Source organism: Agrobacterium sp. CG674 (assembly GCF_053521645.1).
This window is the reverse complement of record NZ_JBNWDZ010000009.1, coordinates 1-14822: the sequence shown is the minus strand read 5'-3', so window position 1 is coordinate 14822 and position 14822 is coordinate 1. Positions and strand designations below refer to the sequence as shown.

At 54.8% G+C, this 14822-nt stretch carries 14 protein-coding genes; 7 read left to right on the top strand and 7 right to left on the bottom strand.

From position 1 onward, the window contains the following. Positions 1-2: 2 nt before the first annotated feature. From ACQZ51_RS19955 to ACQZ51_RS19940, 4 genes are read right to left on the bottom strand one after another with little or no spacing between them, the layout of a single operon-like run. A complete protein-coding gene (locus ACQZ51_RS19955) occupies positions 3-791 on the bottom strand; it encodes an amino acid ABC transporter ATP-binding protein (protein WP_448779887.1) in 789 nt (262 codons plus the stop codon). 12 nt (positions 792-803) lie between these two features. Beyond that, positions 804-1517 (bottom strand): amino acid ABC transporter permease, encoded by a 714-nt coding sequence (locus ACQZ51_RS19950; protein WP_448780113.1) that lies wholly within the window; start codon positions 1515-1517, stop codon positions 804-806. Between the two features lie 59 nt (positions 1518-1576). Further along, positions 1577-2329: an amino acid ABC transporter permease gene (locus ACQZ51_RS19945; protein WP_192064521.1), complete on the bottom strand. Its 753-nt coding sequence runs from the start codon at positions 2327-2329 to the stop codon at positions 1577-1579. Between the two features lie 23 nt (positions 2330-2352). Beyond that, positions 2353-3189 (bottom strand): transporter substrate-binding domain-containing protein, encoded by an 837-nt coding sequence (locus tag ACQZ51_RS19940; protein WP_448779886.1) that lies wholly within the window; start codon positions 3187-3189, stop codon positions 2353-2355. Between the two features lie 231 nt (positions 3190-3420). Here ACQZ51_RS19940 and ACQZ51_RS19935 point away from each other — a divergent pair, with 231 nt between their 5' ends. From ACQZ51_RS19935 to ACQZ51_RS19910, 6 genes are all read left to right on the top strand, one after another. Next, a complete protein-coding gene (locus tag ACQZ51_RS19935) occupies positions 3421-4230 on the top strand; it encodes an N-formylglutamate amidohydrolase (RefSeq protein ID WP_448779884.1) in 810 nt (269 codons plus the stop codon). Next, positions 4227-6101 (top strand): flavohemoglobin expression-modulating QEGLA motif protein, encoded by a 1875-nt coding sequence (locus tag ACQZ51_RS19930; RefSeq protein ID WP_448779882.1) that lies wholly within the window; start codon positions 4227-4229, stop codon positions 6099-6101. The genes ACQZ51_RS19935 and ACQZ51_RS19930 overlap by 4 nt, the downstream gene beginning before the upstream one ends. 10 nt (positions 6102-6111) lie before the next feature. Continuing rightward, complete coding sequence (locus tag ACQZ51_RS19925; RefSeq protein ID WP_448779881.1) at positions 6112-7158, top strand: glutathione synthase; 1047 nt, start codon at positions 6112-6114, stop codon at positions 7156-7158. A gap of 190 nt (positions 7159-7348) precedes the next feature. Beyond that, a complete protein-coding gene (locus ACQZ51_RS19920) occupies positions 7349-7567 on the top strand; it encodes an EAL domain-containing protein (protein WP_448779880.1) in 219 nt (72 codons plus the stop codon). A gap of 158 nt (positions 7568-7725) precedes the next feature. Then, the gene (locus ACQZ51_RS19915; protein ID WP_448779878.1) at positions 7726-8139 is read left to right on the top strand and encodes an EAL domain-containing protein; all 414 of its coding nucleotides are present in this window, start codon (positions 7726-7728) and stop codon (positions 8137-8139) included. A gap of 294 nt (positions 8140-8433) precedes the next feature. Beyond that, positions 8434-11169, top strand: coding sequence for an EAL domain-containing protein (locus ACQZ51_RS19910; RefSeq protein WP_448779876.1), 2736 nt, complete (start codon positions 8434-8436; stop codon positions 11167-11169). Positions 11170-11356: 187 nt separating this feature from the next. Here ACQZ51_RS19910 and add read toward each other — a convergent pair whose 3' ends face one another. The 3 genes from add to ACQZ51_RS19895 all read right to left on the bottom strand — a co-directional run bounded on the left by add (position 11357) and on the right by ACQZ51_RS19895 (position 13267). Further along, entirely contained in the window at positions 11357-12385 is a 1029-nt protein-coding gene (gene add / locus ACQZ51_RS19905; protein WP_448779874.1) for an adenosine deaminase, read from the bottom strand. 211 nt (positions 12386-12596) lie between these two features. Beyond that, entirely contained in the window at positions 12597-13016 is a 420-nt protein-coding gene (locus ACQZ51_RS19900) for a PIN domain-containing protein (RefSeq protein ID WP_448779872.1), read from the bottom strand. Further along, positions 13013-13267: a FitA-like ribbon-helix-helix domain-containing protein gene (locus ACQZ51_RS19895; protein WP_183897960.1), complete on the bottom strand. Its 255-nt coding sequence runs from the start codon at positions 13265-13267 to the stop codon at positions 13013-13015. The genes ACQZ51_RS19900 and ACQZ51_RS19895 overlap by 4 nt, the downstream gene beginning before the upstream one ends. Before the next feature lie 467 nt (positions 13268-13734). Here ACQZ51_RS19895 and ACQZ51_RS19890 point away from each other — a divergent pair, with 467 nt between their 5' ends. After that, positions 13735-14772 (top strand): DUF1176 domain-containing protein, encoded by a 1038-nt coding sequence (locus ACQZ51_RS19890; protein WP_448779870.1) that lies wholly within the window; start codon positions 13735-13737, stop codon positions 14770-14772. Positions 14773-14822: the final 50 nt, after the last annotated feature.

Below are 14822 nucleotides of genomic sequence, written 5' to 3'. Positions count from 1 at the left end.
GGTCAGATACCTTCGCCGTCACGCACCGAGGCACGAGCGCCGGACAAGCCGCCGACGAATTGTCGGATACGGGAATTGTCGGAATCGTGAAAAATCTTCTTCGGCGAACCATGAGCAACGACGCGGCCGTTTTCCGTAAACACCACCGTGTCGCTGATTTCTTCGGCAAAACGCATTTCGTGGGTAACGAGGATGCTGGTCATGCCATCGCGGATGAGGTCACGGATGACCCAGAGAACCTCGCCCACCGTTTCAGGGTCGAGCGCCGATGTCACTTCGTCAAACAGCACGAGTTCGGGCTTCATGGCCAATGCGCGGGCAATTGCCACGCGCTGCTGTTGGCCGCCGGAAAGCTGACCGGGATAGGCGTCAGCCTTTTCAGACAGCCGGACTTTTTCCAGCAATTCGCGCGCAAGTTTCTCGGTCGCCGTGCGGTCGGCACTCAGAATGCGCGTCGGCGCAAGCACGATATTGTCAAGAACGGTCAAATGCGGAAATAAATTATATTGCTGGAACACAATGCCAACACGCTTGCGCAGCTCGATGCGCTCGCTTTCCTTCGTCAGCGTGTCTACCCGTGTGCCCGCCACGGTGATCCGACCGCTTTGCGGCATGGCCAGCGCGTTGATACAGCGCAGCAGGGTAGACTTGCCGGAGCCGGAAGGGCCGATAATAGAGACGGCATCACCTTTGTTGACGGTGAGATCTATGCCCTTGAGCACCTGCGTATTGCCGAAAGACAGGTGAACATCTTCCAGTTTTACGATTGCGGTATCTGTGGATGCAGTCATCGTCAAAATCCTTCAGCCCGCGTTGAAGCGCTGTTCGAGGCGGCGGGTAAGCCGGGATATCGGGTAGCAGAGCGTGAAAAACGCAGCCATGACAACAACATAGGCGATAATGGTGAAATCAAGCCTGCGCACCGCGGTGCTGGCATCGGTCGCTGCATGCATCAATTCGTGTACGCCCACAAGCGAAGCCAGCGATGTACCCATGGCAATCGAAGACGCGACATTCATCCATGGCGGCAGTGAGCGGCGCACACATTGCGGCAGAATGACGAAACGTAGCGATTGCAGGCGGGAAAAGCCAAGCCCCTTGGCCGCTTCCCACTGCGTTGTCGGTATGGAGAGCACGGCACCGCGGGTAATTTCGGCTATGTAGGCGCTGGCAAGAATAGCAAGGCCGATCACCGCCTTGATCCAGTCCGGAAACGCCAGATAATTGCCGAACAGCACGATCTCAAAGGGAAAGATGTAGGTGGTGGCAAAGATCAGGACGAGCGCCGGTGCGTTGCGAAAAATCTGGACGTAGATGGCCGCTGGCCAGCGAATGAACCAGTAAGGCGCCAGTTGCATGAGGCCAAGCAAAACACCTGCCGTCGTGCCGATCGTGATCGCACAAAGCGTGATCACGATATTCATCGAAAAGCCGGAAGCAAGATAGGGCAGCCACATCACCAGTTCCTTGCCCAGAGTCAGGTCAATAAGGGACCAGACAATGACCAGCAGCGGCATGGCAAAAAAGCCGGCATAACGCAGAATACGGCTGCTTTTCTTGGGTGCATGGGTCTGTGTCATGCTGATAACCCATATCCCGGAACGGCCAGCTTTCGCTCCACCCACGAACCGGCGCGGGCGATCAGAAAATTGATCAGGCTGAAAAAGGCGAGAAGGACAATCATCAGCTCAACGACGTTGTCGCGCTGTGTCCAAACCATAATCGATGCATAGGTGATTTCACTGACGGCAATGGCATTGCCCACGGTTGTCGATTTGACCAGGCTGATAAGCCCGTTGACGATAGCGGGCAGGCAGGCGCGAAACGCCAGCGGTATCTGCACATAACGCAGGATTTCGAACTGGCTGAAGCCCATGCCTCGCGCAGCCTCGATCATTGATGATGGTACAGCCTCAATGCCGCCGCGGATGGCTTCTGCATGCAGCGCCGCGACATGCAGCCCAACCACGGCAACCACCCAGAAAAAGGGCGACAGCGGATTGTGTTGCGCTCCGCCAAACAGGTTGGAGACAAATGTGTTCAGCACCAGAAAGCTGAACATGAGCTGCACGAGTGTCGGCGTGTTGCGGGTTAACTCCACAAAGGCACGCACGGGCGCGGACAGCCAAAGCCTGCCTGACGTGAGGCAGCCTGCAAAAATCAATCCAAAAATCAGACTGACGGGAATGGTGATGGCGACAAGATAGAGCGTGGTTATGAAACCATCGCGCCATATCTGCGCCTCGTAACCCGTTGCCAGGAATTCATAATTGAGACCAAGCCTGCTCGTCAGATCGACGAACAGGCTTGTGAAATTCACATCATTCATCAGGATTTACCGCTGGCTTCCGCTCATTGTACGGCGGAAAGCTTCTTGTTCTCTTCCTCCAGATACTTGGTATTGAGCAAGCGGTTTTCCTTCGCCATCTCAAGCAGCTTGCCTGTTTTGTGAAGCTTCTTCACAGTGGCATCAAGAGCAGTATTGGTGTCGCTTTCGTCCTTGCGCAGCCAGATCACGGAGTCGGACGGGATCAGCTCGGTTGGAAACGGAATGGCATAGTCTTTCCACTCGTCGGCGCGGTCAACCAGCAGCAAGCCCACGGTGGCACCCACGTGAACGGCTGCAACGCAGTTGCCGCCCTGAAGGGCTAGCAGCGATTCCGGCTGGCTTGGCAGCGCCTTCACGATTGCTCCATATTCTTCCGCCAGTGGCTGGGCGTAATTCGAACCTTGAGAAATGCACACCGGCTTGCCCTTGAGATCAGCCCAGTCCTTCAGGCCGCTATCCTTGCGCACAACGGCAGCGCCACCGGCACGGTCATAGGCGGTTGGCACGTAATCGAGAATTTTTGCGCGCTCGTCGGTATATTGCATGTTGGCGATGAGAATATCGACCTTGCCCTGCTGCAGAAACTGGACACGGTTTGGCGGCGTTACGGTGACTGTTTCCAGCTCGACGCCGAGATCCGCGGCCAACGCTTTCGCGAGGTCCACATTGTAGCCTTTCTGCTCCTGCGACTTGGGATCGATAAATCCAAACGGCGCGCCTGAGAGAATAACGCCAACAGTCAGCTTGCCCCGGCCTTTTATCCGGTCAAGCGTAGCATCCGCAAAAGCCTGAGTGCTCACCAGTGTTGCGAGCGAAATGGAACCTGCGAAAATAGCTTTAGTAAAGGCTTTGGCAAACATCGATGACTCCTCGTTTGCGGAGAAGATAGACAAAGCCACTGACCGCAGCGAGGAGAGATTTTCCAAGAAGTCGGCCGACACGGAAATAATTTTACGTCAAAAGGAATTCTCTCCTGCGTGGTCGCGGGAGATGGCGGAAAGGATGACGAGGGCGATCTGTCATGAAGAATTCGGAACCAGATGCACGCTTTTGTGTTTGCAAATCAACCTATGAGAGGAGCGATGGGCAATATGACGGCAAAAACGAGCATTGGAGAGCGGCGATTTTGGTCGATTGCATCTGGTGCCTCCCCTGTTATCGGCACAGCCATTCATGATGGCCACGGCACACGTGAAGATGTAAGCGGGCTGATGGCACTATCCGATGTGCAAAGGCTGCGTGAAGAAGACCCGTTTACGGCGCAGATGATCGCGGCTCTGGTCAATCGCATCGTGGTTCACCAGTCACGCTTCGAGGTTGATCTCAACCGCGCAAAAGAAGCAGCCATCTACCTTGAACCCGAGCAAGCCTGGGGGCTGAAGGTCTGGAAGGAAAGTCCCTCGGACGAGACGATTTCGCGGTCGCTTCAATTTCACGACGATTATTACTCGACGCTGGAGCATGCGCTGAAACAGATCGAACGACGGCACAGGGCATTTGTCCTTCTGGATGTGCACAGCTACAACCACCGCCGCGATGGCGCTGACGCCATGCCAACCCCGCAAGACGATGCGCCCGACATCAATATCGGAACAATCTCGATGGATAGAGATCGTTGGGCTGATGTGATCGAGGCGACGATCAACCATTTCAGCTCAGCCCAAATCGGTGGTCGACACCTCGATGTTCGGGAAAATGTCGCCTTTCAGGGCAAGGGCGAGCAGGCACGTTTCGTGCATGAGCGTTTTCCCGAAAACGGCTGTGCGATTGCGATCGAGTTCAAGAAAATCTTCATGGATGAATGGACCGGCGAGCCAGACGTGCAAATGATCGAGGACCTTCAAGAGGCGATAACCTCGCTTGAACCGGTCCTCAAGAAGCTGCTGGATGGGCGCCGATGAGCGCGTTGCATGCCATAAACCTGAACGGCTCATCCCAACAGCTGGATCAACTGTCAAAGCTCTTGCAAGAGGGAAAGGCGATCCGGCAGGACATTGGCCGTGAAGGGCGTCTGCATATCGACCGGCCGTTGCCATTCATCTGCCTGCATTTGATCAATGGCACAAAGGATTTGGCCGCGCGTGATGTCGCAGCTGCCAACGCGTCTTACCTCATTGCTTCCGATATTGCTGAAGCGATGCCTGTTATCTCTCAGGTCGGCGCTGAGATGAAGAAGCGGTTTGGCACATTCATCGTGTTGGATATGGGTGAATTGGAGCAAGACGTTTTGCTGGCCGATGACTCACCCTTTCTTCCCCATTACGCGGTGAAGGTTTCGTCAACGCCAGAAGGGGAAACCGAAAACGCCAAACAGGTTTTCGTCAAAGCCGTCTCTGACGCGGATATCCGCTTTCGCACGCCTCATATAACGGCCCCCGAACCGGAAGACGACCCGCTCTTGAAGCTGAGGGCTGCCGGGCTTCAATTTCCCTGCATCAGCGTGCGGTTTGCGCCCATCTACCGGCAGCCGGAATCTGGCATTGATTATCCCGCTTTGCGCGAGACGATGATCGCAGATCTGTTCGATGCTGGGCTCCGCGCATTTGCCGCTTTTTCCAATGGCGTAGAAACGCTCAAGGTCACCTCGCACCGCGCTTTGGGCCGCAAGGCGTTCGTGGACGCTGTGCGCCGAGCCGACCGATCGATCGATGATATCGCCGCATCTTTCGACTTTCTCCTGTCCGTCACACCGATCAACGCGCGCGAGGCGTTTGCTGATTTCAAGGAAAGCGGCTTCCAAGACGCGCCGCACTTCCTCTATCGGCCCTTGAGCGTTGATGTCGAAGAGCAGAAGCGGAAGCTTTACTCCGTTGCCTTTGATCATCTGGAAGACCCTGTTCTCTACAATTTGTACCGTGAAAAACAGCAGGAGATCGATCTGCAACTGAGCATGCTGGCGCATTTGCACAGGCGCCAGTTTATGGATTTCAGCCGCGCCCTTTACGGTTCTGTAGAGCCGCAATTGCTGACACTTGCTGAAATTGTCCTGGCGAGCTGCCCCAGCCCCGATCATAGCGGTGAGCTCGCCAAGGTGGATTGCTACGAGGTGACGCGAAAAGCCCGTGAGATGGTGGATGCCTATCACACTGAGGACGCCGCGTTCGATGCCGTGGTGGATATTCGAGACGATTTGCCGCCGGGCCTGATGGTGTCAGGCAACAAGCTGCTCGTTTCCCGGCACACGGTCATGGAGAAAAGGCGGCTGCACGCTCTTCTGCACCATGAGATTGGCGTCCATCTGCTGACCTATTTCAACGGCTCCGCTCAGGGCTTGCGGCTCTTTCGAACCGGCCTTTCCGGCTATGAGGGCGTTCAGGAGGGGCTGGCCGTACTGGCCGAGCACCTATCCGGCGGCATGACGCGGGAACGGCTGCGGCTGATCGCCGGGCGCGTGGTTGGCTGTGCCGCCATGCTGAATGGAGCGGACTTCGTGCAGACTTTTCGCATCATGACGCAAGACCATGGTTTTGATGATGCCGCGGCCTTTAACATGGTGCTGAGAATCTACCGTGGTGGCGGGCTCTCGAAGGATGCGATCTATCTTCGCGGCCTGAATGAGATTCTGGAACACCTTCGCAAAGGCGGGTCACTTGATCCGTTCTGGATGGGAAAAATTTCCGCAGCCCATTTCCCCATCATGCAGGAGCTGGCCTTGCGTGGATTGCTGCGGCCGCCTGCAATCCAACCAGCGTTTCTTGCGCCAGCGCAAGCCAGTGAACGCCTTGAGACAATACGTTCAGGATTATCGATCGCCGAAATGGCAAATTTATAAGTGAGGGCACATGCGTATAGCGTTTTTCGTCAATTCAATCGAGGGCGAGCAGCCGACATTCGCAACCGGGCTGCTGGCCATGGCAGCACTCAATCGTGGCCATGAGGTCATCTATCTCACTCCAGGCGATTTCACCCTTCGCCCGGATGATTCCCTGGTGGTGCATGCACTGGTTATTCCCCGCCAGAAATATAAGAAAACTGAAAGCTTCCACACGGTTCTTCAGGACAAGAAGCTGGACCGGGAGACCATCAACATCGAGGATATTGATGTTCTTATGCTGCGCAATGATCCGTCTCTCGATCAGACTGCCCGTCCATGGGCCGTCCATTCCGGCATTCTGTTCGGTCGGTTGGCAGAACAGCGCGGCGTTGTCGTGCTGAATGATCCTGAAGGTCTGGCGCTTGCCCAGAACAAGCTCTACTTCCAGAGTTTTCCAGAAATCGTCCGGCCCACGACACTCATTTCACGCAATGTCGAAGAAATCCGTGCCTTTGCTGATGCCCATCCAAAAGGTGTCATTGTAAAGCCCCTGCAGGGCTCGGGCGGCAAGAACGTCTTCAAGATCGAGTCGAGCAAGGAGACCAATCTCAACCAGATCTTCGAGGCCGTCAGCGTGGAGGGATATCTGATTGCACAGGCCTATCTGCCCGCTGCAAAAGAGGGCGATATTCGCTTCTTCATGATGAACGGAGAGCCGCTGATGCGAGATGGCCAGTATGCTGCGCTTCGCCGCGTTCCGGCAAAGGGAGACCTTCGCTCCAACATCCATGCCAGCGGCACGGCAGAAGCAGTCGAGGTCAGCGAGTCCGTAATTGCGCTGGCGGAAATGATGCGGCCAAAACTGGTTGAGGACGGCATGTTCCTCGTCGGCCTGGACATCGTTGGCGATAAGATCCTTGAGGTCAATGTGTTCTCGCCCGGTGGCCTGTCGCACATCCGTGAATTGGCCAATGTGGATTTTACCGACACGATAATCGAAGCAGTTGAAAAGAAGGTCGCCATGCAACAGGCATCTGCAAGCATGTTGAACAATCGCTTGCTGGCCACGCTCTAAGCGCCCATGAGATAGCAATCGCGAGCGCGTAGCCACATGGATCGCAGTCCCTCAGAACGAACATTTTCGAACAGGTTCCGAAAGGGCTGGCCCCAAGAATCAATCGAGTAACGTCCATGTAAGCGCAGACTATGCACTCTAACGCGCAAAGACTGAGGGAAACCATTCCATCCAGACTTACGACTTCCCGATGCGTGAAATGTCTAATTGCCGCCGGAAATTGCGTGATGAGTTGCTAAGCGCGTTGCGTCGCAACAAACTCGAACTCTACTATCAACCGCAGGTCAATCTCGCCAATCGCAGGATCGTCGGTTTCGAACCTCTTATCCGATGGAACCACCGAACCACCCTGTTAGGGGCCTACTTGCCCCAGGAGGTTTCCTGCCAGCTTTGGATCAAAGCTCCCTAGCTCTAGAAATTGGCTGGTGGACGCTTGACCAAGCGGCGAGAAGGGCCGGCGAACTAAAGGCCGCCGGGCTCCAAATCCGGGTCAGTGTAAATTCGTTTCCTGGACAGCTGCGAGCACTAAATCTCATTCATAAAGCGACCAATGCTCTCTAGCGGTGCATGTTGGAACCCGACAGGCTTGAACTGGAGGTAGCTGAAACCATCGCATTGGCCAATGACGATAAGTCTCTCGAGCCGATGACACCCCTTCGCGATGGCGGCGTGCGGATTGCCTTCGATGATTTTGGTTCCGGCTACGCGTCGCTGAGTTCACTGCAACGCTATTCGATTACAACGCTCAGGGTTGACCAAGGATTTATTGGAGCGATGATTCAAAAACCCGGTAATCGCGTGATCGGTCGCGTACTGATTGCTCTTAGCCAGTACATGGCGCTGGAAACGATTGCCGAGGGTATTGAAACTATAGAACAGGAACAAGCCCTCATTGCCCTCGGCTGTTCCCTTCCGCAAGGGTATCTATACGGCAAGGCCATGCGGTTTGAAGATGCTATGGCGCTCTTAACATTAGAGTGATGTCAGTGGCCCAGCCTCGACCTTAAAACTCTCAGACTAGAGGAACCTCCGGAGGGATAACCCCAGATTCTATGATACAAGTTGGTGATGTGTAATAGTTTTTTCTAGCTGGGATCATTCTTTGGCGCCGATAGGGGCGGCAGATGCTTTGCTGAAACACAATCTAGACGGCGCCGTCAGAGTGGCACTGGCTGAATCCAAATAGACTTATCTCGGTGATGCCATATATTTCAGAAAGCTAATTAGATTTTAAGCAGAAGCTGACATAGTTCTTCCATACGAGTGGAAAGTGCTATGATTTCTCGACGAAAATTCGGGCAAACCGGTCGCGGCAAACGTGTCGAGCGACCACAGGCTGATGAACCTGCGGTGACGAACGTCGCGAAGGTTATAGCCGATCAATTACAGCAGGCGATATTCACGCCGGCTATCTGGCCGGCATTTCAGCCTTTGGTTGATTTACCAAGCGGAGCAATCGTCGGGTTTGAGGTATTGGCCCGCTGGACTGATACATGCGGAGACGCCATTTCGCCAGCGCGTTTCATCGCTGTCGCCGAAGCAACTGGTCTGATCAACGCTTTAACGAAGAAGATCGTTTCCGAAGCCTGTCAGCAAGCCACCCTTTGGCCGGGAACATTCGTTCTTGCGATAAACCTATCTCCGACGCAGTTTCGCGACCCCGACTTGTTCGAATTCATCACCGAAACGGTTCGGACAACAGGGTTTCCACTGAACCGCATTCATATTGAAATCACGGAAAGTGCTTTGCTCGAGGAGGATGAGACCGTACGCGCCACGATCGCTTCACTTAGATCTGCCGGCATAGGCATCGCGCTAGACGATTTTGGGACCGGTTTTGCAAGCCTTACACGGTTACACGCCTTTCCCTTTGACAAGCTTAAGATTGATATGAGCTTCGTACGCTCGATGCAGCACGACAGCGGCAGCCGCAAGATCGTTGCGTCAGTGATTGGACTTGGACAAAGCTTAGGTATGACTGTTGTAGCAGAAGGTGTGGAAACGGAGGAACAAGCTACCATGCTCCGCCGCCTGGGATGTGATGTGGGACAAGGCTGGTTGTTTGGCAAACCTCTCAACGGCGCGCAAACGGCAGAGTTGCTGGAGACTCGGAAGCAGCAGACGTTGTCTCCCCGAGTCATTAATACTTCGCTATTCCAACGCGTTCATCATTTGGACGCTTTGTACAAGGCGGCCCCAATTGGCCTGTGCTTCCTCGACATGAACCTGCGGCATGTCAGCGTTAACGATCGCTTTGCGGAAATGCTTGGTCTGTGTCCTGATGACATGATTGGGCATACCGTTCACAATTTTATGCCCAACAGAGCAGCCCGTCGGGTAACCAAGGATCTGCATCGCGTCCTCGGCGGCGAGACTGTGGTGATTGACGAGTACCAGCCGGTCGGCAGCAAATGCGCCTTTCTGGTTATAAATCAGCGTGTTGATGACGATGCTGGCGAACCTATCGGAATTTCGGTTACGGCAATTGAGGTGACGAATCGCAAAGAAATTGAAACAGCTTTGCGTGAAACCGAAGATCATGCTCGCTGGTCGATCGAGCTCAGCCCCAACATACCGTGGTCAAGCGACGCAAAAGGCGTTGTCAACTTCATGGGCCCGACGCCCGATGGCTCAGTGAAAAGTACGCCTGATCGAATTGCAGATTGGTACGATCGTATGCATCCCGATGATCGTCTGCGGGTGAGGCAGGAGTGGCTTGCTTGGTTGCCATCCGGCCAGCCATTTGAAACGATGTTCCGGATGAGGTTTCGCGACAATGACTGGAGATGGATGCTCAGCCGCGCGAGACCGCATCGCAACGTCAAAGGCAAGATTGTCAAATGGTATGGTGTCATTACTGAGATCCTGGTTCAAGAAAGGCTCGAGGCAAAAAGGGCGGAATTAGAGAATTTATCTACGATCGGAGGCATTAGATTACAGGCCGGCTTGATCAACGCGCTTGGACCAGCGAACGCCCCCATCTATTTGCCAGTTTCCCAACTTGACCAAGGATTGGCTGAAGACGCTGCCCCGGAAGCGGACGACGTCTTGCCAACCGGGCTTCTCGTATCGATGCTAATGCGGATGTTCGAGTTTGCACCAATAGCAATGTCCATCACGACAAGCGACACAAAGACATCAAGCTATCTCAAAGTTAACCGAGCCTACCTCCGGCTTACCGGGCTGAAGTGGGATGATATCAAGGGTAAAAAGCTTACCGCTGGCGGCGCGGCGATTGATAATCCGGCGCGTGACCGCCGTCATCGTCTCTTGGCGGAAGAAGGCTCATATGAGCTTGAAGAGGTCGATATTGCATATGCAGACGGCACCGTCATTCCGACCTTGATCTCCGCGCAACGAACCGTCATCGACGGCGCATCTTTCGATGTTGAGGTTATCATTGATGTTTCCGCCCGCGTCAGGCAGCAGCTTGAACTCGAGATCGCTCTCAAGACCTCGGCCCGAACTGATGCGCTTTCTGGCCTGCCCAACCGAGCTCGTTTCGATGAGGTTCTCGCCGACGCTGTTGCGCGCAACCTCCTGAACGACAGGAAACTTGCGCTAGCATTCATCGACTTGAACAAATTCAAGACAGTCAACGATACGCTTGGTCATTCGGCCGGCGATGAAGTTCTAAGAACGATCGCAAGCCGATTAAGGGAGAATTTTCGGGCGACGGATTTCATTGCAAGGATCGGTGGCGACGAATTTGTCGTAATGCTCGACATAGATCGGAAACTTGCTGGCGATTTGCAGTCCCATCTTCAGAAAACGATGGAGCGCGTTTTTAAACCGATCCCAATAAATGGACAGGTCACATTCACCGGTGCGGCGGTTGGCGTTACGTTCCTGCGGTCGGATGATACTGCCAAGTCCTACGTCGATCGAGCTGATGAGTACATGTACATTGCGAAAAACACCGGGGAACGCGTTGCAGTGGTCTGTTTTGGCCAAATCCTTGAACCGTCAAGTCCAACCCGCGGACCCGAGAAATACCGATTCACCAATTGAACGTACTTGCATTCGTCCGAAATCACTAAGGATGGCGGCGAGCGCAATCGTGTCGAGTGAGGCGATCTGAGCCAGTTGGCTTGGGCAAATACCCGCCTAGGCAGCTTTGCGCCAGTAGAGGTGGAGCCACTCTCCAATGGAAGACCTCTGCGCTCTTTGCAACGGTTCCCAATAAGAATGACGGCACTCAAATAGGTCCATTGACCCCTTGGATATTACTATCAGCCTTTGCTTCTAGCTCCGCGAGATAGGTGCTTACAGAAGATGCGGGAAGGAAGCTCGTTGTGAAGCTGTTGCGAACAAGCTCCAGTAACTCCGTACGTGTCAACGCACCCTCCTGCACGAGCGCGATGTAGTTCTCCGTGAGAGAGCCGAACCAGGCCGGATCGTCGGAATTCACCGAAGGTCGCAGCCCGTCCGCGAGCATCCGGCGAACGGGATGCGCAGAGAGCGACGCAACTACCGCCAACTGGACCTCAGCGCGTGGGCAAACTGTCACAGCGGCGCCCGCATCGCCAACCCGACGAGCCAGTTCAGGCTTTTCGTAGATCCGGTTTCCGTGGTCCACCCGATTCACATGAAGAATGTCAATTGCCTCCTCAATGTCCGTCAGCGGACCTTCAAACCCGGCATGGGTTACCAGCTTCAGCCCCATCGTGCGCGCTTCCTGGAAGAGGCGGGCGAACTTTCGAGGCGGATGGCCTATTTCGACCGAGTCGATCCCAAGAGCTACGATTTGTGACCGGTAGGGCTCCAAGGACTCAAGCAGTTCGAGCGCTTCCTCCTCGTCCCGCTCCCGCATGAAGTTCACAATCAGCAATGTGGAGAGATCATTGCGTGTCGCACTGTCCCGGGCCTTCTCAAGCCCTTCGAGCACTGTTTCAATTGCAACCCCCCGTATGGTGTGAGCTTGCGGATCGAACATCAGTTCGACATGGCGGACGCCCTCAGCCACAGCGCTGTCGAAATAGGCTGATGCGACCTCGGCGAAGTCGTCAGCAAGCAGCAGGACCTCTGACGCCTTCGCGAAACTTTGGAGGAAAGAGTCCAGGCTTGGCACATCGTAAGCGGCCCGTGCCGCCTCAACGCTCTCGAACAGATCAACGCCTTTCCGTCGCCCGATCGCAACTACCTGTTCGGGTGTGATGCATCCTTCCAGATGGACGTGAAGTTCCGCCTTTGGCAGCGAATGAATGAAAGCAGCAAGATCAGTCATGTCCGCCACTATAGGCTGTCTGACCATTTGGAAAAGGTCGCTTTCGTGTCTTAGGTATGAAACAGAACGGGAGATTTTCGCTTCATGTCCACCCCCCCCTTTGCCAAAAGAATAGTGTGTTGCGTTCGCCCCGTGAGCCCACCGCCAAACGCAGACATTCTACACCACGCTCTTGATGAGACTCGAACCAGCGACCCATAATTCTAAAGGCTTATGCGGCCCAGGGATTGATAACTCTCAATCCGGCTGCTTCAAATGGGCTTGTATCTCGCGTTGCGACCGCGAGATGGTTTTCTGCAGCCGTAGCAGCAATGTATCCATCAGCCTTCCCGATCGCCTTTCCGGATGTTCGCCCGCTGGCCATCAGGTCTGCGTAGAATTGGGAGGTACCTACATTAAAGGGCAGAATGCGCCCGTCAAAAATCGGTAGAACTTCACCTTCAAGGCGATCATGGAGAATCGTCTGACGCTTTCCCGATGGCATTGAGGCAATCCCGAAACGAAGTTCGGCAATTGAAATCGCGGAAATGAAAAGAGTTTCGATGGCCTGTGCATCCAGCCAAGTCAGCACAGCAGTATCGGGAGCCGGCTTCCAAGGCTCTGATATTACATTAGTGTCTAGCAAGATCATTCGAAAGTCATTGGTACTGCCGGGGTCCTGTCGCGCTGTTGTTGCAGCGCTTCGACGTCACTGTTTGACATTTCGGCGTCACGGCCAATGGCCGCGAGAAGCGAGCCAAGTTTCACGCGCCCAGATGGACGAACAGCGGCTTCGAGAATGTCACGAATTTCGGCCTCGGTACTACGACCGTGGTAGGCTGCTCTTGCGCGTAACGCCCGATGAGTTTCATCAGAGAGGTTTCGTATGGTCACCGCCGCCATTTATCCGATCCTATCTATATTTCCGTTGTGATATCACTACCACAGAAATGATAGCATTTTCAAGTCGTACTATGAGAAAGTAACCGGTACTTGTGCGCGTTCTCACGCCTGGAACATATCTGAATCGCTGGCCCTGTTGGAAATGCGCACTCATCTGTAATTTCGTAGCACCAGCGCGAGCTTGAGGATGAATGGCAGGCTTGTTCCGGTTGCCAACAGGCGGCTCTTATATAGACCAAAACGATGTAGACATTTAACGCGGCGTGCTCAGTCGGACCTGGCGGCGGCGGCTTCGCTTCATCACCTAAAATTCCTGTCGCTCGCCTAAGGAACTGGTCTTTCAATTGCTTGATCTGGTGTGTGCCGATCAAGCCTGACTCTTGCGGCGTCAATAGAAATAGCAACATAGTCATACCGATCGACCGGTTATGACCATGATGCCGTGGCAACTTAGGGGTAGAAAAGAGATGGCGAAGTTGATGGTGTCAAAGCGCACAAAAGCCTCGGTGCTAGCCCTTTTGGTGAACGCAGGTTCGGCAGCATCGCAGCATGCTGAGCCTATCCAGTCCTATGATAGCTATCAAAGCTGGTTCGTCGTCTGTGACAACACGCTAAGCTGCGTGGCCAAGGGTTTCGACGATACGAGCGGCGGGGCGGAGATCCGGATCGAGCGGGAGGCAGGAGCATCGGGAGCGCTTGTGGCCTCGATCAGTAGCGTCGCCAGCTTTGTGCCGCACGATATCAAGATCGATGGCGCCCCAGCAGGCCTGCACGGCGCAGAATGGAAATATACGAGTTCGCAGGGCGGAAGCTCGCTTACGACCAACGATTTCGCCACGGTTCGCACGCTGGTGCAGCAGCTGCGCAATGCGTCTAAAGTTACAATGGGCGAAGCGACTGTCCCGCTCAACGGCTTCAGTGCAGCGGTGCTGCGCCTCGATGATCGTCAGGGCAGGATTGGCGGCGAGACCGCGCTGCTCAAGACCGGCCTCAAAGCCGCATCAGACGTTCCAGCCGCGCCTCTCCTGCCGCACATCCCCAGCCATCCAATTCCTGAGCGTTTGACGCCAGGTGAGGAAGAGCAATTGATCGCGCTGGTTCGCGCCGACCAGAAGGCGGTATTCGTCAAGGAGGAATGCGGGGATACGCCGCAGCAGCCCGAGGCGTATGCGCTAGATGAAGCCCAAGCGCTCGTTCTTATCCCCTGCATTATGGGTGCCTATCAGGGGTCGTCACTTGCATTTATTGCGCAACGGGGCAGCGGACAGGCACAACGGCTGATAGCGCCAACGCCCTATCTTGGCAACGATCCGGATCGCGCCAACGCAGCTTATGTTACGGAAGGCAGCTTCGATGCCGAACGAGGCATGCTTAGTATGGCTGCGAAGGGACGTGGGCTTGCCGATTGTGGCATGTTAGCGAGCTGGATCTGGGACGGCGGGGCATTTCGTCTGTCGGTAAGCGGCAAGCTGAGGCCGTTCAGGCCCTGTAGCTCCACGGCATAAGGGTATGGATTTCGCTGCTAGGCCAGCCATTTGCAAGGCGCTCAAGCGTC

Coding starts and splice junctions, on each gene's coding strand:
- ACQZ51_RS19955 (WP_448779887.1), bottom strand. CDS start 791: ATGACTGCATCCACAGATACCGCAATCGTAAAACTGGAAGATGTTCAC.
- ACQZ51_RS19950 (WP_448780113.1), bottom strand. CDS start 1,517: ATGCCGCTGCTGGTCATTGTCTGGTCCCTTATTGACCTGACTCTGGGC.
- ACQZ51_RS19945 (WP_192064521.1), bottom strand. CDS start 2,329: ATGAATGATGTGAATTTCACAAGCCTGTTCGTCGATCTGACGAGCAGG.
- ACQZ51_RS19940 (WP_448779886.1), bottom strand. CDS start 3,189: ATGTTTGCCAAAGCCTTTACTAAAGCTATTTTCGCAGGTTCCATTTCG.
- ACQZ51_RS19935 (WP_448779884.1), top strand. CDS start 3,421: ATGACGGCAAAAACGAGCATTGGAGAGCGGCGATTTTGGTCGATTGCA.
- ACQZ51_RS19930 (WP_448779882.1), top strand. CDS start 4,227: ATGAGCGCGTTGCATGCCATAAACCTGAACGGCTCATCCCAACAGCTG.
- ACQZ51_RS19925 (WP_448779881.1), top strand. CDS start 6,112: ATGCGTATAGCGTTTTTCGTCAATTCAATCGAGGGCGAGCAGCCGACA.
- ACQZ51_RS19920 (WP_448779880.1), top strand. CDS start 7,349: ATGCGTGAAATGTCTAATTGCCGCCGGAAATTGCGTGATGAGTTGCTA.
- ACQZ51_RS19915 (WP_448779878.1), top strand. CDS start 7,726: ATGTTGGAACCCGACAGGCTTGAACTGGAGGTAGCTGAAACCATCGCA.
- ACQZ51_RS19910 (WP_448779876.1), top strand. CDS start 8,434: ATGATTTCTCGACGAAAATTCGGGCAAACCGGTCGCGGCAAACGTGTC.
- add (WP_448779874.1), bottom strand. CDS start 12,385: ATGACTGATCTTGCTGCTTTCATTCATTCGCTGCCAAAGGCGGAACTT.
- ACQZ51_RS19900 (WP_448779872.1), bottom strand. CDS start 13,016: ATGATCTTGCTAGACACTAATGTAATATCAGAGCCTTGGAAGCCGGCT.
- ACQZ51_RS19895 (WP_183897960.1), bottom strand. CDS start 13,267: ATGGCGGCGGTGACCATACGAAACCTCTCTGATGAAACTCATCGGGCG.
- ACQZ51_RS19890 (WP_448779870.1), top strand. CDS start 13,735: ATGGCGAAGTTGATGGTGTCAAAGCGCACAAAAGCCTCGGTGCTAGCC.